The sequence below is a fragment of the Modestobacter sp. DSM 44400 genome, assembly GCF_900107175.1.
Classification (GTDB): domain Bacteria; phylum Actinomycetota; class Actinomycetes; order Mycobacteriales; family Geodermatophilaceae; genus Modestobacter.
In genome coordinates this window covers 1-18,375 of sequence record NZ_FNOZ01000005.1, presented here as the reverse complement: position 1 = coordinate 18,375, position 18,375 = coordinate 1, and the positions used below count along the sequence as shown (strand labels likewise).

Sequence of the window (18,375 nt, the reverse complement as noted above, 5' to 3'; positions counted from 1 at the left end):
TTCACAGCGCGGGCTCAGGCTCCAAGCGTCCCGCTGGCTGTGCCCGCCTCCGAGAGGATCCTCCGTGTCCGTTCGCCCCGGCAGGACCCGCAGCCTCGCGAGGCGCGCGGCCATCGGCAGCGCAGCCGTGTCACTGGCCGTCCTTGCCGTCCCGGCGGTCGCCTCCGCGGCTCCGCCCGGCACCCCGTTCCTCTCCGAGCTGCACTACGACAACGCTGACACCGACACCGGCGAGTTCGTCGAGGTGCAGCTGCCGCACGGGACGACCTCGACCGGGTTGAGCGTCGTGCTCTACAACGGCAGCGGGGGCGCTCCCTACGCGACGCTGCCGCTCCCGGTGGTCACCGCGCTGGCCGGTGGAGCTGCGGTGGTGACCGTCGACGGACCCACAGCCGGCATCCAGAACGGTGCTCCGGATGGGCTCGCGCTCGTGCGGGGCAGCGAGGTCCTGGAGTTCCTCTCCTACGAGGGCGCGTTCGCTGCCACAGCCGGCCCAGCGGCCGGGCGGACCAGCACGGACATCAGGGTCACGGAGGGCTCCAGCACACAAGCCGGACAGTCACTGTCGCGCGGCTACAGCGCCGCCATCGACGCATTCGTCTGGGGAGGCCCGGCGGCCGCCACCCCGGGCGAGGTGAACCCCGACGTGGCGCCCCCGTCGGAGGAGCCGGTCACCGCCGCCTGCGACACCACCCCCACGCACGAGATCGGCGCCGTCCAGGGCGCCGGTGCCCAGACGCCGCTGGCCGGTCAGCAGGTCACCGTCCGCGGCGTCGTCGTCGGCGACGAGCCGGGCCTGTCCGGCTTCTACCTGCAGGACGCCGACGGAGACGGGGACACCGCCACCTCCGACGGCGTGTTCGTCTACAGCCCGGTGGCCGTGGACCGGGGCGACACCGTGGGAGTCACCGGCGAGGCGCTGGAGTTCGGCGGCCAGACGCAGATCGTCTCCAGCAACGACGTCCAGGTCTGCACGGACCTCCCGCTGGTCCAACTGCCCGCGCCGGCACTGCTGGACCTGCCCGCCGATGACGCCGACCGCGAGCGGCTCGAAGGCATGCTCGTCAGCCCGGTCGACGCGCTCACGGTCAGCGAGGTCTTCGGCCTGACCCGGTTCGGGGAGCTCGTCCTGTCGCAGGGTGGGGTCCTGGTGCAGCCGACCGAGGCCGCCCGGCCGGGTACCCCGGAGGCCACGGCCGTCGCCGCCGACAACGCGCTCCGCAGCATCACCCTGGACGACGGGGCCAGCGCCGGGACGAGCGTGAAGAGCCGGCCGTACCTGTCACCGATGACTCCGGTGCGGGTGGGCGACGAACTCACCTTCACCGAGCCGCTGGTGCTGGGCTTCGGGTTCGGCACCTACCGGCTGCAACCGGCCGACGGCACCGCCGCCGGCGTCTTCACCCCACAGAACACCCGCACCGTGGCACCCGAGCAGGTGGGCGGTGACGTTCAGCTCGGCGCCTTCAACGTACTGAACTACTTCCTCACCTCCGGCGGTGAGGGGCGCGGTGCGCGGAACCAGGCCCAGCTGGAGAAGCAGGCCGGCAAGATCGTGCCGGCCATCGAGGCGCTCGGCGCCGACGTGGTGACGTTGATGGAGATCGAGGACACCGACTCCACCGGTTACGCTCCCGGCAACGCCGACGCGGCGCTCGCCGAGTTGGTCGGCCGGCTCGACGCGGCCGCCGGTTACGACAAGTGGAGCTACGTCCCGCTGCCGGCCGAGCTCTACGCCGTCGACCGGGACGTGATCCGCAGCGGGATCATCTACCAGCAGGGCGTCGTCCAACCGGTCGGTGCGCCGGCCGGGCTGGTCGACGAGACCGTGTGGTCCAACGCCCGCGAGCCGATCGCGCAGACGTTCGCCAAGGACGGCGACGCGTTCACGGTGGTGGCCAACCACTTCAAGTCCAAGGGCGGGGACGGCACCGGCGACAACGCCGACGACACCGGGCAGGGGTCGTACAACGGCGACCGGGTCCGGCAGGCCGCCTCGTTGGCCGCGTTCACCGAGACGCTGCGCGCGCAGTCCGGTGACCCGGACGTGGTGCTGATGGGCGACTTCAACGCCTACAGCCAGGAGGACCCGATCGAGGAGCTGCGGACGGCGGGCTACACCGACCTGGGCGAGGAGTTCGACGCCGGCCGGTACAGCTACGTGTTCGACGCGCTGTCCGGCTCGCTGGACCACGCGCTGGCGACGGCGGAGCTGACCGCGAAGATCACCGACGTGGCGCACTGGAACATCAACTCGGTGGAGTCCTTCGCCTACCAGTACACCGGCGACCCCGCCCTGTACGCGGCGGACCCCTACCGCTCCAGCGACCACGACCCGCTGGTCATCGGAATCGACCTGGCGGAGCGCTGCCACGGTCTCGTCCCGACGATCCGCGGCACCGCCGGCGACGACGTGCTCCGCGGCGGCAACGGCGTCGACGTGATCATGGGGCTCGGGGGCGACGACACGATCACCGGCGGCAACGCCGACGACGTGATCTGCGGCGGCGCCGGCGACGACACGATCGCCGGTGACAACGGCGACGACGTCCTGCTCGGTGGCTTCGGCGAGGACGTCGTGCGTGGCGAGAACGGCAGCGACACCCTGATCGGCGGCCCGGGTACCGACGTGCTCGATCAGGGGCTGGGCACCGGCCCGGTCGAGCCGGAGGGGCCGGAGTCCTGATCGGCTGACCTCGGTCCGTACGGCGGCTAGCGTCGTCCTCGTGGCCACCGATCCGTACCGCCCGCCCTGGTTCGCCAACCGGGGGGTGCAGCTGCTCGCTGCCGGGGCGTTGATCTACAACGCCGTGCGGCTCGTCCTGCGGCTGGTGGACGGCGAGTGGGGCGCGGCGTTCCTCGCCTTCGCCTGGAGCGTCCTGTTCGGCTACGTGGCGATCGAGTCGCTGCGGTTCCGGCGGCAGCAGGACGCGGCGGGGGAACAGGCTGACGACGCACCCGCGGAGCCCACCGACTGACCGGTCTGCCGGACCACCCGGCACAACGGGCGGACACCCCGCGCAGAACGGTTTCCGGCAGCAACCAGCCGCCTGGAACTGGAGACGACGTGTCCCACCGTGACGCAGCTGCACCCCTCGGCCCGTTCGACCGGAGCGGCATGGTGACCGGACCGGACGGCATCCGCCGGTACACCGGCCTGGCTGCGGTTCGCCGCCCCCCTGCTGGTGGGCCGGCCGGCGACGCCCGCGGCCGGCGCGGCACCGACCGCAGGCTACGCGGTACCGACCTCGGGCGGCGCGCCGTCGGCGGGCCGCGGCCCGACGACGCCGTGCTCGTCGGCCAGCTCCGCACCGGTCGCCGTCCCCAGCGTCGGCGCCTCGGCCACCCCGCGGGTCGGCGGGTCCACGCCTCCCGCGACGTCCGCGTCCCCGGCGTCCACCACCTCGGCGCCGGGCGCCCCGACCAGCGCTCCGGCCGCAGCCCCGACCAGCAGCTCCGCGGCGGCGACCCCGACGGGCACCCGGGCGGCGACCCCGTCGAGCAGCAGCGCCCGCGGGCCCGGTGGCAGCTTCAGCTATCCGCCGGTCGGAGACTTCGGGCTCGCCTCGATCAGCCCGGCCCGGGTGACGGTCGACGGCGGCACCCGGGGTGACCATCACCGGCACGGCCATCCCGGCCGGCGCCACGGTCCGGATCGGGCTCACCTCCCCGGCAGTGGTGTCCACCGCGTCGGCGACGCGGCTGGTGTTCACCACCCGGCGCTGGTGGCCGGCACGTACGACGTGTACGTGTTCGCGCCCGACGGCCGGTCGTCGGAGCTGGACGGCGGGCTGACCTACCTGGCGGCGAGCAGCGCACCGTCGCCGTCGGCCGGCAGCACCGCCAGCAGCGCGCCGGGCAGTGGCTCGACGACTTCGGCCCCGGCGGACCCCACCTGGATTCCCGGGCCGCACGGCGAGCGGCTGGTCCGCTCCGCGGCGCTCCGCTCGCTCGGGTCGTCGATCTGGAAGGTCAACTGCGCGTTGTCCTGCAGCGGGCTGGCGTTCTGACCCCGGCGGACGAACCGGCGCCCCGCCGGTCAGTCCGCCGCGGCGAAGCCCTCGGGCACCGGAACGCCCAGCAGGTCCAGCAGCCGGACGACGGTGTCCTCCACGGCATCGTCGGCCGGCTGCTGCCCGTCGCGCTCGGCCAGCAGCGGGCGAATGTCCTCTTCCCGGGGGGCCCGGCCCAGCGTGTCGGTCGCCCAGCCACGGAACGCCTCGACCTCGGCCGGGACGTCGACCGGCCTGCTGGCCTCGGGGTCGCCGAAGTAGTTCCGCGGCTGATGGCCGAGGTAGAACCGGCCGAGGCCGGCCGGCGCCGGGCGGTAGTCGATCGTCGCGATGTCGCTGTCGTGGACGTCGACGACGAGCTCGGGGCTCGCGCCGCTGCGCTGCTGCCACTGGCCGTCGCGGTAGATGAAGGTGCCGAAGTAGCCCACGGCGGCCATCCTGCCCTGCGGCACCGATGGTTTCCTGAACCCGGCCGGTTCGTCGCCGGTGGCGGCGCCGTGATCATGGCGCTGGCGTGGCGACACCCCGGGCGACGGCGGCGCGTCGCCACCGCAGCCCCATGATCGTCGGGGAGAGGCGGGTCAGCCGTCCTTCTTGCCGTTGCCCTTCCCGTTCCCCTTGCCGTTGTCGCCGCCGGTTCCCTTGCCGTTCCCGTTCCCTCCCTGGTCCCCGCCCGACTGGTCGTCGTTCGCGGCGGGCGGGGGAGCGGCGGCCGGGGGAGCGGCGGGCGGGGCGGGGACCACCGGCGGAGCGACGGTGGTGGGCACCGGCGGGGCGACGGCGTGGGTGAGCGTGACGGCGGTTCCCGGGGTGAGCTCGCCGACCGGGTCGAGGGCGATGACCTGGCCGTCGGGGACGTCGGCGGTCTGCAGCGGGCGGAGGGTGACCTGGAGCCCGCGCGCCTGGAGCTCGGCCTGGACCTCGGGATAGGGCCGGCCGACGTAGTCGCCGAGGGTCAGCGCGATCTGCTGCACGGTCGGGGCGGCGCTGGTCGTCGGTGCCGGCGTCGTTGTCGGGGCGACCGTGGTGGTGGCGGGGGCACCGTCGGCGGCGGGCGTGGTGCCGCCGGACAGCTGCAGCGCGCCGACGACGACGGTGGCGAGGAACAGCAGCGCGAACAGCGGGACGAGCAGCCGGCGTCGCCGTCGTCCGTCGTCCTGGGGCCGTTCTCCGTTGGCCGTGGTGATCGGTGCCGTCCCGGTGGGCGGGAGACTGCCGAGGGCCGGGAGGACCGCCGTCGGGGCGTAGGGGACGGCGCCGTCGAGCGGGCGTCCGGCGATGACGTCGTCGACCGCGTTCCGGAACGCGGCGCCGTCGGGAAAGCGCTCGGCGGGCTCCTTGGCCAGGGCGCGCTCGACCAGCCGGCGGACGGGCTCGGGAACGTCGTCCGGAAGCGGGGCAGGGGTCTCACGGATCTGCAGCAGCGCGATCTGGACGGGGTTCTCGCCCTCGAAGGCGCGACGCCCGGAGAGGGCCTCGTAGGCGACCATGCCGAGGGCGTAGACGTCGCTGGCCGGGGTGGCGCGGGCGCCCTGGGCCTGTTCGGGGGAGAGGTAGTGCGCCGTCCCGATCACCGCGCCGGTCTGGGTGAGCGGGACGGTGGCGGCCGACCGAGCGACGCCGAAGTCGGTGATCTTGACCCGGCCGTCGGAGCCGAGGAGCACGTTGCCCGGCTTCACGTCGCGGTGGACGACGCCCGCCTCGTGCGCGGCGGCCAGCCCGGCGGCGCTCTGCCGGAGGACGTCGAGCGTGCGGTCTGCGGGCAACCGGTGCTCGCGGCCCATCAGCGCCGACAGCGACTCGCCGCGGACCAGTTCCATCACCAGGTAGGCGAGGTGCTCGGCGCCCCCGTTCCCGGGGTCGACCTCGCCGTAGTCGAACAGCGTCGCGATGTTCGGGTGCACCAGGCTCGCCGACAGCTGGGCCTCGGACCGGAAGCGGGCCAGGAACGTCGGGTCGCCGGTGTACTCGCTGCGCAGGACCTTCACCGCGACGTCCCGGCTCAGCACCGTGTCGCGGGCCTTCCAGACCTGGCCCATGCCGCCGGTGGCGATGAGGTCGCCCAGCTCGTAGCGGCCACCGAAGGTGCGGCCCCTCGGTTCCACGACGGTCCTCCTGCAGGTTCGGTCGGCGTCCACGGCGGGCGTCGCTTGAACAACGACCATCCCATCAAGGCGGTTCGGCGGCAGCCCTACGGCACCTGATCGGGGCGGGGACCACCCGTGCGGGTCGTCCCGGGCGGCCCGGGCGGCCCGGGCACCTGGACGCCGGGAGGATGTCGCCCGCGTCGCCGGCCTGGCCGCCGAGCTGTTCGCCGGCCTCAGCGGCTGACGCCTGCGGTTCAGGATGTGGTGACCAGGCTGGCGAAGACGATGACGTTGTCCCGGTAGTCGCCGGCGTCCTCGTCGAAGCTGCCGCCGCAGGTGATCAGCCGCAGGCCGGCGGAGTCGATGTCGTCGTAGACCGCGTCGGCGGGGAACTCGTCCTTGGCGTGCTCCTCGACCCGGTCGACCCGGAAGGTCGCGACCGTGCCGTCGGCGCGGTCGACGACGACCTCGTCGCCGGGCAGCAGCTCGGCCAGGCCGTAGAAGGCGCCCGGGTTCCCGTTCCAGTCGACGTGCCCGGCCAGGACGGCGGGGCCGAGCTGGCCGGGCGTGGGGCTGTGGTCGTACCAGCCGACCGGGTAGGCGGCGGGCGGGACCTCCATCGAGCCGTCGCGCTGCAGGCCCAGGTGCATGACCCGGGACGTGATGCCGAGCGCCGGGATCCGGACCTGCACCGGGTCGCTGGCCGGCAGCTGCAGCACCGGGGGAGCTTCGGTCGTCCGGGGAAGGGTGATCCGGTTCATGGCCGGAGTCGGCGCGGGGAACGGCGCCGCGACGACGGCGACCGGGACGTCGAGCCGGGTCGGCCGGGCGCCGTCCTGGAGGCCGACGACGATGCTGGCCGCCCCCGCGACGGCGAGCAGCGCGGAGGTGCCCGCCCAGGTCCGCGCGGCGCGGGGCGCGTGCGCTCTCGACCTGTCGTACCGGGTGGGCGTCAGGCGTGGGGGATAGGCCCCGCCGATGCGCAGCGGACCACCCGCCCCGTCCTCGTCGAGGTCGGGGCGGGTGGTCTCGGGTGCGCGGTGTCGCACGGTTGCAGGTCAGGCCGTGGCGCGGGAGCTGCGCCGGGCGGCCAGCGCGGCGCCGCCGGCGGCCACCAGGGTGACGCCGCCGAGGACGTAGGGCAGCGCGCTGCTCTGATCGGCGGCGCTGCCGTCACCGGCGGCGACGGCACCGGCGGGGCGGGTGGCGACCTGGGCCGCGGAGGTGACCGCTGCGGCCGGGGCCGCGGCGGCGTAGGGGTAGTCCTCGCAGGCGCGGCCGTTGCTGTTGGCATCGAGGCGCTCGGGGTCGCCGGGCACCGCGTCGTAGGCGGCCTGCGCGGCCGCCTGGCTGGGGAAGTCCGCGCAGTCCCGGTCGGCGGCGTTGGCCGTGCCGGCGAAGCCGGTGGACAGGGCGGCGGTGAGAAGGACACCGGCTGCTGCGGTGGTTCGGCGGCGCATGTTCGCTCCCGGAGGTCGTCTGCTGGGACGTCTCAGCCTGGTGGGGGCGCGGTTCGGCGCCGGCGCGCTCGCACGGTGAGCCGTGATGCCTGTGTGACGGGTGGTTTGGCAGGTGCTGTTGTTGCGCAGCCCGGCACGGGGGTGCCTCAGCGCCGTCGACGATGATCGGCGCATGCCTTCTCCCGGCGTACCGCTGCAGAAACTGGGCTTCCTGACCATCGGCCTGTTCGACGGCGTCGACCCCGGGCCGGGGCACGAGACCACGCTGCAGGTGATCGAGCTGGGAGAGCGGCTGGGATTCGACAGCGCCTGGCTGCGGAACCGGCACCTGCAGTACGGCATCTCCTCACCGGTCGCCGTCCTGGCGGCGGCCACGCAGCGCACCTCCCGGATCGAGCTGGGGACGGCGGTGATCCCGCTGGCGTGGGAGAACCCGCTGCGGCTGGCCGAGGACCTGGCCACGGTCGACGTGCTCTCCGGCGGACGGCTCAACCCGGGGGTCAGCGTGGGGACGCCGATGCACTGGGACGACGTCCGTTCCGCTCTCTACCCGGACACCGCCGAGGTCGAGGACTTCAGCTACGAGCGGGTGTCCCGGCTGCTGCGGCTCATCGCTGGGGAGCCGGCGTCCACGTTCGCCGGCCGCGAGGGCGTGGTCGAGGAGTGGTCGGACCGGGTGCAGCCGCACTCGCCGGGGCTGCGCTCGCGGCTCTGGTACGGCGGGGCGTCGCTGCGCTCGGCACAGTGGGCCGGGGAGAACGGGATGAATTTCCTGACCTCGAGCGTGGTGAAGGCGGAGTCGTCTGCTGATTTTGCCGCCGAGCAGACGGCGCAGGTGCAGGCGTTCAAGGCCGCTCACCCGGCCGGCCGGGTGTCGCAGGGGCTGGTGGTGATCCCGACCGACTCCGCGTCGGCGGCGCAGCGGGAGAAGTACGCCGCCTACGTGGCGGCTCGCACGCCGCGGACCCGGTCGCCGCAGGGCCCGGCGCGGATGATGTTCGCCGCGGACCTGCTGGGGACGTCGGCGGAGATCGCCGAGCAGCTGTACGCGCACGCCGGCTTCCGCGAGGTGAGCGAGGTCGTCTTCGCGCTGCCGTTCAGTTTCGAGGCCGAGGACTACGTGCAGATCCTCACCGACATCGCCACGAAGCTCGGCCCGGCGCTGGGGTGGCAGCCGGCGGGGTGATGCTCAGGCGCCGATCGTGGCCTCGACGGTACCGAGGTGCTCGGCGGTCACCTGGATGGAGTCGCCCGGTCGCACCCGGATCAGTCCCAGTGGCGTGCCGGTGAGGATCAGCTGGCCGGGGCGCACGGACAGGCCGTGGTCGGCCAGATGCCGCGCCAGCCACCGCAGCGACCCCGCCGGTCCGCCGGGGACGCCGTCCATCGGTCCTTCCTCGACACGGACCCCGTCGATCTGGACCGTCAACCGCCCGGTCAACGGCTCGTCCCCGCGCCACGGCATCTCCGCCGCCGGGGGCGGGAGCACCACTCCGGCGTGGATGCCGTTGTTGGCCACGAGCTCCGGCAGCGTCGGCGGCTGGCCGCGGAAGACGTAGTTGTGCAGCTCGATGACGGGGAAGGCCTGGGCGATCCGGCCGTCGTCGCCCAGGCGCACGGCCAGTTCGCCCTCGATGGCCAGATCGGCGTGGGCGGCATAGGAGATCTTGCTGCCGGAGGGGTGCAGCTCGGTGTCGTACAGGAGTCCGCGGACCGGCCCGTCCAAGCCGAACTGCGCGCGGGTTCCCGGCCCGGTGCATCCCACCTTGTAACCGATCACCCGCTCCGCTGGAGCGCGCAGCGCCGCCACCTCGGCCTGCACCCGGTAGGCGTCGTCCAGGCTGAGCTGGGGCCGTCCGGGGTCGGCGAAGAACGTGCCCGGCGTCCCGGCCCGGTAGTCGGCCAGCTGACGGGCGGCCAGTACGCGTATGGACTCGGTCATGCCCGCATCCTTTCCCTGGAACGGGCACCCTGCCGAAGCCGGCCACCGGATGGCCGCGGCGGGGGTCGGCGAACAGCAGGTCGGCGGCGGCACCGAGGGCCAGTCCGGCGGCGGTCGCGGCATGCACCGGCACGGGTCCACTGCGGAAGCTCGTGCTCTGAGTCGCCCGGTGGCTCAGAGCACGAGCTTCCGCAGGAGACATCGCGGTCACGGTAGGGACAGCCGACGTCCCCAGGATCGACGGTCATGCGCTCGTCCGGCTGTTACGACGGCGTCGCCTGGCCGATCGTCACCTGCACCAGAACCGCGCGGTGGGATCCGAACGGGCCACGGCACCCGCCCGGCTCCGACCGCACCGGCCGGGATTCCGATCGGATACGGTCGGTCGATGGGAAGCCAGGAGCGGTCGGCGGTCGAGGAGTTTGCCGCCCGCGGGTACGACGTTCCGGTCAACGACACCCGGCTGCACGTGCTCGACGAGGGCGAGGGGCCGCCGGTCCTGCTGCTGCACGGCAATCCGACCTGGTCCTACCTGTGGCGCGACGCGATCGAGCCGCTGGTCCGGGCCGGGCACCGGGTCCTCGTTCCTGACCAACGCGGGTTCGGGCACTCGATGCCGATGGGCAGCCCGCACGATGACCTGCTGGAGGTCCGCGTCGCCGACCTGGCCGGGTTGGTGCAGGCGCTGGGGCTGGACGAGGTGACCCTGGTCCTGCACGACTGGGGCGGTCCGATCGGCCTGGCCTTCGCCGCCGCGCACCCGGAGTCGGTGCGGGCGCTGGTGGTGATGAGCACGTGGGCCTGGCCGGAGCCCTCGCCGTTCCACACCTCGATCGTGCCGTGGCGGATGCTGCACGCCCCCGTCGTCGGCCCGCACCTGCTGGGCCGGCACAACAGCCTGGCCGACCGGGGCGTCTACCTGTCGGTCGTCGACCGCGCAGGCTTCCGGGAACGGGCCGGTCGGGCCTACGCCGAAGCCATGCCCGACCCGGCAAGCCGGCTGCCCACGGTGCTGTTCCCGCGGTTGATTCCACTGGACCCGGAGTCCCCGACCTTCGGCTTCTTCTCCTGGCTGCAGGGGCAACTGCCGTCCCTGCAGATGCCGGCCCTGGTGATCTGGGGCCGCGAGGACGAGGTGTTCCCGCCGTCCTACGCCGACCGTTTCGTGCAGGCCCTGGGCAACGCCCGCGGCCCCGTGCTGGTCACCGGGCGGCATTTCCTGCAGGAGGACTCCGGCGGGGAGATCGGCGAGCTCGTCGCGCGCTTCCTCGCCGAGGTCGAGGAAGGGCAGGCATGAGCATCCAGTGGCTGGACCCCAGCGAGCTCGGGGACCGCTCGGCGCTGCGGCGCCAGGTCGTGCTGACCGAGTTCGGGCTCGGCCACGTGCCGGCGTTCCGCCAGGTGTTCGTCGACCACTTCGCCGTCACCGGCCGCGCGCTGCCCGAGGCGCCCGGATGGTTCCGTACTCCGGCGGGGAACCTCTACGAGGTGGTGCTCACCGCGAGGTCGGGCGAGCCGGTCCCGGGTGGCCTGGAGGTCGCCGCACTTCCGGAGCGCTTCACCCCACTGGACCAGGGCGCTGTCGACCGCGACCTGTGGGAGTTCCTCCGCTGGGTCGTCGAGCGGGCAGGCGAGCCGTGGACGCCGGAGGGGCTCGACCGCCTGGCCGCGCTGTACCGCATCCCTGAGGCCGAGCCGAGCACTGACGGCCCGGTCAGCCCGTAGCCAGTGGCGGGGACATTCGGGTGTCGAACTGGGTGCTGGCCAGGGTGCGTTCGGCGTGACCGAGCAGGGAGAAGACCTCCGTGGCCGAGTAGCCCGTAACTCCTGGACCGACCGTCCTGCGCACCAGCACGCCGGCATCAGCCAGCTCGTCGAGACCGCTGCGGGCGGCGACGTCGGACACGTCGAGGATCGCTGGACTGTGCGGATGGTCGGGACTGGCGCCTCGGGCAGCAGCAGGAGAAGCCGGGCGTCGCGGAGTCGGTGCGTGGAGATGCGCGCCGTCCCAGGCTCGTCCGGTGCGCATGCACACGCTGGGTCCACTCCTCAGCGAGGGCGGCGACGTCCGCGGAGATCTGCTGGGCCTGCTCCGCGGCCAAGATCGCTGCATCGAGGAACACGCGCAGCCAGGCCTCCACCGCCCGGTGAGCCGCGTCGCTGTCGGAGGCTCCCTCATAGCGGCAACTCGTCAGTCCGCCGACGTAGGTCTGGCCGAGCGTGGCGAGGACGAGACTCACCGGCAGCACGGATGCGGACGTCAATCCGCGCCGCGTGAGGCCGGTGTGGATCAGCGCGCGGCCGACTCGACCATTGCCGTCGGTGAACGGGTGGATCGCCTCGAACTGGGCATGGACGAGGGCCGCCTGGAGTCGCTCGGGCGAAGAATCAAGTTGATCCTTGCCCAAATAGCCGACGGAGCCAAGGCTTTCGGAGATCTCGTCCGGCTTCCGACAGCAGGGCGGCGGCTCGTCCGCCGATCAGGCGTCGAGCCACTCCCGAACGGCCGCGCGCAGGAAGGCGAAGTCGGCCGGGTTCGTGCTCGGGTTGCCGGCGCGGTGCCCCCACACGCTGGGGATGGGGCGCAGTTCGGCCGCGGCGAGGTGCGGCAGCTCGGCTGCGTTGTCGGCGACGCGGAAGTACAGGTCGGTCTCGCTCGGGAGCAGCAGCACGCGTGCCCGCACGGCCTGCAGCGCGTGGGTCAGGTCGCCGTCGTACCGCGACGCGCTGATGTCGGCGTGCGACCACGTCTGCAGCTCGGCGTACAGATCGGCCGCGGCCAGGCCGAAGCGGCCCTCCCAGTCGGTGCGCAGGAACGTCTCGAGGTCCGGTGCGCCCAGGGCGGTGCGGTAGAGGCCCTCCCGATAGAAGTCCTGGCTCAACCCCCAGCCGGCGTAGACGTGGGCGAAGGCGCGCAGTGCGGCCTGCGGCTCCGCGGAGAAGCGGCCGCCGCCGAGGTGCTCCGGGGCGGCCTCGAGGATGCGCAGCAGGCCGGACAGGAAGACCTTGTTGTGGTCGGCGGTGCGGGCGCTGCCGCAGACGACGATCGCCCGCTGCACCTCGTCGGGGTACAGCGCGGCCCAGTGGTAGGCCTGGATGCCGCCCATCGAGAAGCCGTAGACGGCCGCGACCGTCGAGGCGCCGAAGTGCTCGGCGACCAGTCTGTGCTGGGCGCGCACGTTGTCGGCAGCCGTCACGACGGACGGGTAGTCGTCGGCCCGCGAGGCGCTGCTGGACCGGCCGTTGGAGAACATGTCCGGGACGACGACGAACCAGCGCGTCGGGTCCAGCACCCCATCGGGACCGATCAGCCAGGCCAGCTCGTCGGAGGTCGCCCCGAAGCTGCACGGGTAGACGATCACGTTGTCCCGGGCGGCGTTGAGGGTCCCGTGGGTCTGCCAGGCCAGCTGCGCGTCTCGGATCGTCCCGCCCCGCTCCACCGTCACGTCGCCGAGCTCGAGCACACCGCGGTCCACCGGCCAGGTCATGCCCGGACGCTATCGGCCGGCGGCGAGGCGGCCTTCAGCGCCCGGTGGTGGCGGTGTGGCACTCACCGCGGGACGACGGTGATGGCGCACCGCAACCCGGGAGCTCGGCTGAGCCGGGCGTCGGCGGTCAGCACGGCGCAACCGAGTACCTCGGCGAGGGCGACGTACGAGGCGTCGTAGGCGGGCACGTTGTCCCTGAGCTCCCAGACCCTCTGGGGAGAAGTCCGGCGACCGGATGACGGGTGAGGCCGAGCCGTCGCCAGGTGTCCAGCGCCGTCCATCCCTCGTCGGCCGTCACGGCCCCGCTGCGGACGTGTCGTCGCATCCGGCTGGCGATCTCCGAGTCGATGAGATGAGGGACGTGCACCTGCTCGCCCGCCAGCACCGCCCGCGCCTGTCCCGCATTGAGCAACGCGGACAAGGCCGCCGAGGCGTCGACCACGATCACCGCTCTGCGCGCTCCGCGTCCAACTCGTCGGTGATGACCACGGGGCCGACATCGCGGTCGGGTAGGGCGTCCAAGAGCATCGGGTTGTCGACCCGCCGGGAGATCTCGGCCAGCTCGCGCAGGGCCACCGCGCTGACCGACGTCGCGTCTCGGGCAGCCAGACGTTCCAGGCGTTCCACCAGCACGGGTCTGCGGACGGACTCCAAGGCCCAGGCCGAGCAGGTCCGGTCGGTGTCGGTCGGGCGCGTCGGTCCGGTGCTGGGTCGGGTCCCACCGGAGCTGATGCTCGAGTTGGACGAGGCGCTGCGGACGCATCTCCAGTTGTGAGGGCTCGGGCGGTACCGGATCGGGGGAGGGCGACCGATACCTGGGTCTGATGGATCCCAGCGAGAGGACGTCCCCGATGAGGGTCAGCACCCGTACGTCCGGCGATCGGCTGGCCGTGCTCGCCGGCGCGCGGCTCGACCTGCTGAAGGTCACGCCCGGCGCGCGCAGCAAGTACGTCGCCCTCGGCGGCGTTCTGCTGAGCACCGGTGCGCTGGCGGCCGTGTCGATGTCGTTCGCGCTGCACATGGCGCTGAGCGCGTGGTGGCCGCTGGCGCTGCTGCTCGGCCTCGGCTGGGGCGTGGTCATTGTCAACCTGGACCGCATGCTGCTGGTCGGCATGGGGCACGACTCGTCGTGGCTACGGAACCTGGGGATGGCGGTGCCGCGGCTCGCCCTCGCCGTCCTGCTGGGGACCGTGATCTCGACGCCGCTGACGCTGCAGGTCTTCAGCAAGGAGATCGAGGCGACGATGGTGACGCTGCAGGCCGAGGCGGCGCAGCAGTTCACCGCCGGCCTGGACGCCGACCCCCGGTACGCGCCGATCCCGGAGCTGCAGCAGAAGGTCGCCGACGAGCAGGCGGTGATCGCCAGCGGCGGCACCGCGGACCCGAACGCCGATCCCCTGGTCGTCGCGGCCCAGGCGGAGCGGGACGCCAAGCAGGCGGTGTTCGACGCGGCCACCACGACGTTCGCCGAGCTGCAGGCGAAGGCGCAGTGCGAGCTGGACGGTACGTGCGGGTCCGGGCACGCCGGTGCTGGCGACGCCTACCTGTCGGCGGCGGCTGCGGCCGGTCAGCAGGCGGCGGTGCGGGACGCGGCGCAGGCCGCGCTCGACGCGTCCGAGGTCTCGCTGGCGTCGGCTCGGGACGCCGCTGAGGCGGCGGCGGAGAGCGCGGACGCGCGCAGCGTGGTGATCGCGCAGGCGGACCTGGTCACCGACCAGGCCTCGTTGACCCGGCTGACCGATGCGCGCACCGCCGGGCAGGCGAACTTCGAGGCGGAGAACAGCGACAACACCGGGATCCTGGCCCGGCTGGAGGCGATGGACCGGCTGTCGCAGGACCGGCCGCTGGTCGGGGCGGCGCACCTGGTGCTGTTCCTGCTGTTCCTCTCGATCGAGTTGTTGCCGGTGCTGGTGAAGGTGCTGCTGAACATGGCGCAGCCGGCGGCGTACGACCGGCTGGTCGAGCTGCGCGAGGCCGAAGAGGTCGAGTTCGAGGAGATCCGCCGCGAGGGCCGGCGCCGCGCCCAGCAGGCCCGGGCGGACCTGGTGGTCGCGGCCGAGACCGACCGGATGGCGCGGGAGCTGCTGGACCGGGAGATCGCGGCCCGAGACGAGGCGGCCCGGGCGGCCGAGGAGGCGGCGCGTCGCAAGCAGCGGCGCGGGCTGGGCCGGGTGCTGCGCGGGCTGCGGCGGCGCTCCGACGAGGTCGCTCCGGCGCCGGCGCCGGAGGTCGATCTCTTCGACCAGCTGACCGCCGGCTCGACGACGCTGGGCATGTGGGGGACGTCGCAGACCACCTCCGCCGAGGTGCTGCGCGACGCGCTGGGGCGGCCGGCCGTGCCGGCGCCGCGGGCTGCGGAGGGCGTCATGCTGACCGGCGCGGCGGCCGACCGCTGACCGGCGAGCCGCTCCGCCTCAGCGCGGAGGCGGCAGGTCGTCCAGGTCGAAGGCGGCGTGCAGCGCTGCGGTGAGCGCGACTTCCTGCTCGGGCAGGAGGCGGCCGATCTGACGGCCGAGGGCGGTCGTCGGCACCGTCACCACGTTGTCGCAGCTGATGACGCTCGCGTGCTCCAGCCCATTGGCGGTGCCGAACGGACACTTCGGTGGACAGGCCGCGGATTGTGCTGGTGATCGGTGCAACGGTGACCCGGGCGAGATGCGGGCGCACCAGCTCCCGCGTAAGCACGAGCACCGGTCGCGTCTTGTCCAGGGACGCGAGGTGGATCGGGCGCATCAGTCGAGGTCGTCGAGCGACGTCCGGGCGGCGTGTTCGGCCAGTGCGTCGAGATCGTCGTCGTCAGCGGCCGCCAGGATCGCGGCGTCCCGCTCGGCCACCTCGCGGCGTCGTTCGCGCTGCAGCGCCTGGCTGACCACGGCCGCCCGGGACGGTGCGCGGCCGTCAGCCACCAGCTGGTCCACGAAGCGAACCAGCTCGTCGGGCAGGCGTACCGCCATCTGAGTGCTCACGTGATGGACGGTACCGCTGTGGGATGCAGACCGGTACCACTCGCCCTCAGTCGCTGCGGTCCACCGCTAGGCCGCCGTCAGGACTTCGCTGAAGCGAGGACCCGCTCGATCCAGGCGCACGCCGCCAGTAGCTCGGCGTCCCCGCCGACCCGGCCGGCGAGCTGGACGCCGAAGGGCAACCCGTCGTCAGTGAGGCCCGCCGGCAGCGAGACGGCCGGCTGCCCGGTGACGTTGAACGGGCCGGTGAAGAGGCCCTCCACCTCGCCCTCAGGCGTGTCGATCGGCGGGGTCAGCTCCGGGGCGGCGAACGGGGCGACCGGCCCGAGCAGGACGTCGATGCCGTCGAGCAGGGCCTCGGCGTGCGGCAGCAGCTCGTCGCGCCGTCGGAGTGCTCCCTCGCGCTCGGCGGGGTCGGCCTCGCCGGCGGTTTGGAAGAGGCGCAGCGTGTCGGCGCCGTACCAGCCCGGTCGGGCCGTCACGCGCTCGCCGTGGACGGCCCAGGCCTCGGGCAGCAGGATCGGCACCAGCAGGTCGCCGAGCTCGGCGAGGACGTCGTCGTCCCTCTCGACAACGGTGGCTCCGGCGGCGGCCAGCCTTTCGATGACCTCGCGGGTGCGGCGGGCGAGCTCCGGGTCGAGCGCGGGGTGCGCGAGCTGACCGGTGAGGACGCCGATCCGCGGCTTGCTGCTTTGGGCTGCTGCGATGGCAGGCCGGTCGGCCAGGACCGCCAGCACGCGGGCGGCGGTCTGCACGTCTCGTGCCAGCACCCCGAGGTGGTCGAGGGACGGCGACAGCGGGGTCACGCCGGCGAGTGGGACGAGCCCGAAGGTCGGCTTGACGCCGACGACGCCGCAGTAGTGCGCCGGGAGCCGGATCGAGCCGCCGGTGTCGGTGCCGAGCGCGGCTGGGCAGACGCCGGCGCCGACGAGGGCGGCCGATCCGCCGCTGGAGCCGCCCGCGGTGCGGTCCGGGCGGACGGGGTTGAGCGCCTCGGGCAGGTCGGGGTGCGCAGCGCCGGCGGCGTACTCGAGCAGGCTGGTGGTGGCGAAGACGTCGGCGCCGGCGTTCCGCAGGCGGGCGATGACCGGGGCGTCGTGCGCGGCGGGGGAGCCGCCCATCGCCGTCGGGTTGCCGTCGCCGCGGACGCAGCCGGCGACGTCGATCATGTCCTTGACGGCTGTTGCGATGCCGAGGAGCGGGCCGTCCGTTGCCCGTGCCGGCGCGTCGAGAACCTGGACGACGGCGCCCAGCGGGCGGCCCAGGCGGTCGAGCTTCTCGTAGGCGGCGAGCAGGTCGAGGTTGGCCGGCTGGGGGAGTCGACCGCCGTCCTCGATGCCTTTCGCCAGCGCCGCGACGTGCCCGGCCAGGCGTGGGAGGGCCGGCCACAGGTCGGCCCAGCGCGGGTCGGCGACGGCCTCAGCGGCGGGTAGCCCGGAGAGCGTGGCCGCGACGTCGTCGGCGGTGCTGGGCATGGGGCTCCTCGGCTCCGCGGCGCGCGGACCTGGCCGCCTCCGTCCGGCCGGACCCTAGTTCGCGGAGCCCTTGAGGTCAGGCGGTCAGCCGGCGGGATCCGTCTCCGTGGTCGTGGTGCAACTCGCCGGTCGCCGCCTGCTCGCACGCCTGGCACTCCGCGGTGCCGGCGGAGCCGATGCGCTTCCGGAGTCGGCGCGCGGACGTCTCTCCATCGGTCAGGCCGGAGATCCAGCTCTCCAGGTCCCCGCCGTCCGTCTTGTCGTCAAGACTGCCCCGAGTCCTCATGGTGCTGTTCTCGGCAGGGCACCGGGCGTTCGGAACCGGTCAGCGGGCCCGGACGAGCAGCGGCTGGGAGACCTCGCCGATCGAGCCGCGGGCGTCGGAGAGCGTGCCGAGGCACAGGCCGATGCCGTCGGCGGCGATCTGGGTGCGGCAGGCGAGGTGCACCCACTCGCCGTCCGGTTCGCGGGTGAGGTGGGTGGTCATGCCGGGTGGGATGGAGAGCCAGTCGCTGATCGGGAGCTCGGCGGAGATGCCGTTGGCGGCGTCGGCGGCGATGAGGGTGCGGTCGAGCCCGGTGAGTTCCTGGTCGGCGATGAGGGGGACGCGGACGCGGGTCCAGACGTCGGCGGGGCCGGGCTTGTTCGGAGGATGTCCCGAGTTCCGTGGAACTTCGGTGGCGGCCCGTTGATCAACTAGGCGGCGTTGCTGACGGGCTCATCATGCACGGCGGGTAGGACGGTTGCGGTGGTGGCCTGCTCGAGGGCGGTGCGTAGCACGGGCAGGTGGAGGTGGCCGTTGACGCGGCGGAACTGCTTGCCGGCCTCGACCATCCCGGCGGCGCACCAGCGCAGCGCCATCTGCCCGTCGCGCCAGCGCTTGACGTTGCCGGCGTGATCCCGGCAGATGGAGATCATCGACTCGATCATGTTCGTCGACCGCATCG

At 73.5% G+C, this 18,375-nt stretch carries 22 protein-coding genes and 3 pseudogenes; 8 read left to right on the top strand and 17 right to left on the bottom strand.

Annotated elements, in window-relative coordinates:
- The first annotated feature begins 64 nt into the window (after nt 1-64).
- Nucleotides 65-2,686 (top strand): ExeM/NucH family extracellular endonuclease, encoded by a 2,622-nt coding sequence (locus BLW04_RS05160; protein WP_091537720.1) that lies wholly within the window; start codon nt 65-67, stop codon nt 2,684-2,686.
- 40 nt (nt 2,687-2,726) lie between these two features.
- Complete coding sequence (locus BLW04_RS05155; RefSeq protein ID WP_091537719.1) at nt 2,727-2,978, top strand: hypothetical protein; 252 nt, start codon at nt 2,727-2,729, stop codon at nt 2,976-2,978.
- A 254-nt stretch (nt 2,979-3,232) separates the two neighbouring features.
- On the opposite strand, the gene BLW04_RS05150 is transcribed toward BLW04_RS05155, so the two are convergent.
- A complete protein-coding gene (locus tag BLW04_RS05150) occupies nt 3,233-3,481 on the bottom strand; it encodes a hypothetical protein (RefSeq protein ID WP_091537718.1) in 249 nt (82 codons plus the stop codon).
- 244 nt (nt 3,482-3,725) lie between these two features.
- On the opposite strand from BLW04_RS05150, the gene BLW04_RS05145 reads away from it, so the two are divergent.
- The gene (locus BLW04_RS05145) at nt 3,726-4,010 is read left to right on the top strand and encodes a hypothetical protein (protein WP_139306739.1); all 285 of its coding nucleotides are present in this window, start codon (nt 3,726-3,728) and stop codon (nt 4,008-4,010) included.
- Between the two features lie 29 nt (nt 4,011-4,039).
- Here BLW04_RS05145 and BLW04_RS05140 read toward each other — a convergent pair whose 3' ends face one another.
- The 4 genes from BLW04_RS05140 to BLW04_RS05125 all read right to left on the bottom strand — a co-directional run bounded on the left by BLW04_RS05140 (nt 4,040) and on the right by BLW04_RS05125 (nt 7,560).
- On the bottom strand, nt 4,040-4,465 hold the full coding sequence (locus tag BLW04_RS05140; RefSeq protein WP_139306738.1) for a hypothetical protein: 426 nt from the start codon (nt 4,463-4,465) through the stop codon (nt 4,040-4,042).
- A gap of 129 nt (nt 4,466-4,594) precedes the next feature.
- On the bottom strand, nt 4,595-6,118 hold the full coding sequence (locus BLW04_RS05135) for a protein kinase domain-containing protein (protein ID WP_254781076.1): 1,524 nt from the start codon (nt 6,116-6,118) through the stop codon (nt 4,595-4,597).
- 236 nt (nt 6,119-6,354) lie between these two features.
- The gene (locus tag BLW04_RS05130; RefSeq protein WP_254781075.1) at nt 6,355-7,149 is read right to left on the bottom strand and encodes a class F sortase; all 795 of its coding nucleotides are present in this window, start codon (nt 7,147-7,149) and stop codon (nt 6,355-6,357) included.
- A 9-nt stretch (nt 7,150-7,158) separates the two neighbouring features.
- Nucleotides 7,159-7,560 carry a hypothetical protein gene (locus tag BLW04_RS05125; protein WP_091537714.1) on the bottom strand — a complete coding sequence of 134 codons (402 nt, stop codon included), beginning with the start codon at nt 7,558-7,560 and terminating at the stop codon, nt 7,159-7,161.
- Nucleotides 7,561-7,732: 172 nt separating this feature from the next.
- On the opposite strand from BLW04_RS05125, the gene BLW04_RS05120 reads away from it, so the two are divergent.
- Nucleotides 7,733-8,746 (top strand): LLM class flavin-dependent oxidoreductase, encoded by a 1,014-nt coding sequence (locus BLW04_RS05120; RefSeq protein ID WP_091537713.1) that lies wholly within the window; start codon nt 7,733-7,735, stop codon nt 8,744-8,746.
- A 3-nt stretch (nt 8,747-8,749) separates the two neighbouring features.
- On the opposite strand, the gene BLW04_RS05115 is transcribed toward BLW04_RS05120, so the two are convergent.
- Nucleotides 8,750-9,502, bottom strand: coding sequence for a 2-keto-4-pentenoate hydratase (locus tag BLW04_RS05115; protein ID WP_091537712.1), 753 nt, complete (start codon nt 9,500-9,502; stop codon nt 8,750-8,752).
- 388 nt (nt 9,503-9,890) lie between these two features.
- On the opposite strand from BLW04_RS05115, the gene BLW04_RS05110 reads away from it, so the two are divergent.
- Nucleotides 9,891-10,799 carry an alpha/beta fold hydrolase gene (locus BLW04_RS05110; RefSeq protein WP_175483904.1) on the top strand — a complete coding sequence of 303 codons (909 nt, stop codon included), beginning with the start codon at nt 9,891-9,893 and terminating at the stop codon, nt 10,797-10,799.
- Nucleotides 10,796-11,227: a hypothetical protein gene (locus BLW04_RS05105; protein WP_091537710.1), complete on the top strand. Its 432-nt coding sequence runs from the start codon at nt 10,796-10,798 to the stop codon at nt 11,225-11,227. Before BLW04_RS05110 ends, BLW04_RS05105 begins: the two co-directional genes overlap by 4 nt.
- On the opposite strand, the gene BLW04_RS28070 is transcribed toward BLW04_RS05105, so the two are convergent.
- The 5 genes from BLW04_RS28070 to BLW04_RS28065 form a co-directional block, all read right to left on the bottom strand.
- Nucleotides 11,217-11,408 carry a hypothetical protein gene (locus BLW04_RS28070; protein WP_254781106.1) on the bottom strand — a complete coding sequence of 64 codons (192 nt, stop codon included), beginning with the start codon at nt 11,406-11,408 and terminating at the stop codon, nt 11,217-11,219. The genes BLW04_RS05105 and BLW04_RS28070 overlap by 11 nt on opposite strands.
- Nucleotides 11,365-11,910: a Fic family protein gene (locus BLW04_RS05100; RefSeq protein WP_254781074.1), complete on the bottom strand. Its 546-nt coding sequence runs from the start codon at nt 11,908-11,910 to the stop codon at nt 11,365-11,367. The genes BLW04_RS28070 and BLW04_RS05100 overlap by 44 nt, the downstream gene beginning before the upstream one ends.
- A gap of 72 nt (nt 11,911-11,982) precedes the next feature.
- Nucleotides 11,983-12,990: an alpha/beta fold hydrolase gene (locus BLW04_RS05095; protein WP_091537709.1), complete on the bottom strand. Its 1,008-nt coding sequence runs from the start codon at nt 12,988-12,990 to the stop codon at nt 11,983-11,985.
- A 62-nt stretch (nt 12,991-13,052) separates the two neighbouring features.
- Nucleotides 13,053-13,178 (bottom strand): PIN domain-containing protein, encoded by a 126-nt coding sequence (locus BLW04_RS29120; RefSeq protein WP_256375465.1) that lies wholly within the window; start codon nt 13,176-13,178, stop codon nt 13,053-13,055.
- A gap of 256 nt (nt 13,179-13,434) precedes the next feature.
- Nucleotides 13,435-13,617 carry a hypothetical protein gene (locus BLW04_RS28065; RefSeq protein WP_254781073.1) on the bottom strand — a complete coding sequence of 61 codons (183 nt, stop codon included), beginning with the start codon at nt 13,615-13,617 and terminating at the stop codon, nt 13,435-13,437.
- A 52-nt stretch (nt 13,618-13,669) separates the two neighbouring features.
- Here BLW04_RS28065 and BLW04_RS28060 point away from each other — a divergent pair, with 52 nt between their 5' ends.
- Nucleotides 13,670-13,765, top strand: a complete 96-nt coding sequence (locus tag BLW04_RS28060; protein WP_254781072.1) for a hypothetical protein — start codon at nt 13,670-13,672, stop codon at nt 13,763-13,765.
- A 76-nt stretch (nt 13,766-13,841) separates the two neighbouring features.
- Nucleotides 13,842-15,386, top strand: coding sequence for a DUF4407 domain-containing protein (locus BLW04_RS05075; protein WP_091537707.1), 1,545 nt, complete (start codon nt 13,842-13,844; stop codon nt 15,384-15,386).
- 238 nt (nt 15,387-15,624) lie between these two features.
- On the opposite strand, the pseudogene BLW04_RS29300 reads toward BLW04_RS05075, so the two are convergent.
- The 6 genes and pseudogenes from BLW04_RS29300 to BLW04_RS05045 form a co-directional block, all read right to left on the bottom strand.
- Nucleotides 15,625-15,723: pseudogene (locus tag BLW04_RS29300) on the bottom strand (type II toxin-antitoxin system PemK/MazF family toxin); the annotation flags it as partial.
- Nucleotides 15,723-15,956 (bottom strand): ribbon-helix-helix domain-containing protein, encoded by a 234-nt coding sequence (locus BLW04_RS05065; RefSeq protein ID WP_091537706.1) that lies wholly within the window; start codon nt 15,954-15,956, stop codon nt 15,723-15,725. The pseudogene BLW04_RS29300 and the gene BLW04_RS05065, both read right to left, overlap by 1 nt.
- Before the next feature lie 77 nt (nt 15,957-16,033).
- Nucleotides 16,034-17,428, bottom strand: coding sequence for an amidase (locus BLW04_RS05060; protein ID WP_091537705.1), 1,395 nt, complete (start codon nt 17,426-17,428; stop codon nt 16,034-16,036).
- Nucleotides 17,429-17,504: 76 nt separating this feature from the next.
- Nucleotides 17,505-17,714, bottom strand: coding sequence for a hypothetical protein (locus tag BLW04_RS05055; RefSeq protein WP_091537704.1), 210 nt, complete (start codon nt 17,712-17,714; stop codon nt 17,505-17,507).
- Between the two features lie 39 nt (nt 17,715-17,753).
- Nucleotides 17,754-18,098: pseudogene (locus BLW04_RS05050) on the bottom strand (thioesterase family protein); the annotation flags it as partial.
- Between the two features lie 26 nt (nt 18,099-18,124).
- Nucleotides 18,125-18,375 (bottom strand): annotated as a pseudogene (locus BLW04_RS05045) (IS256 family transposase); the annotation flags it as partial.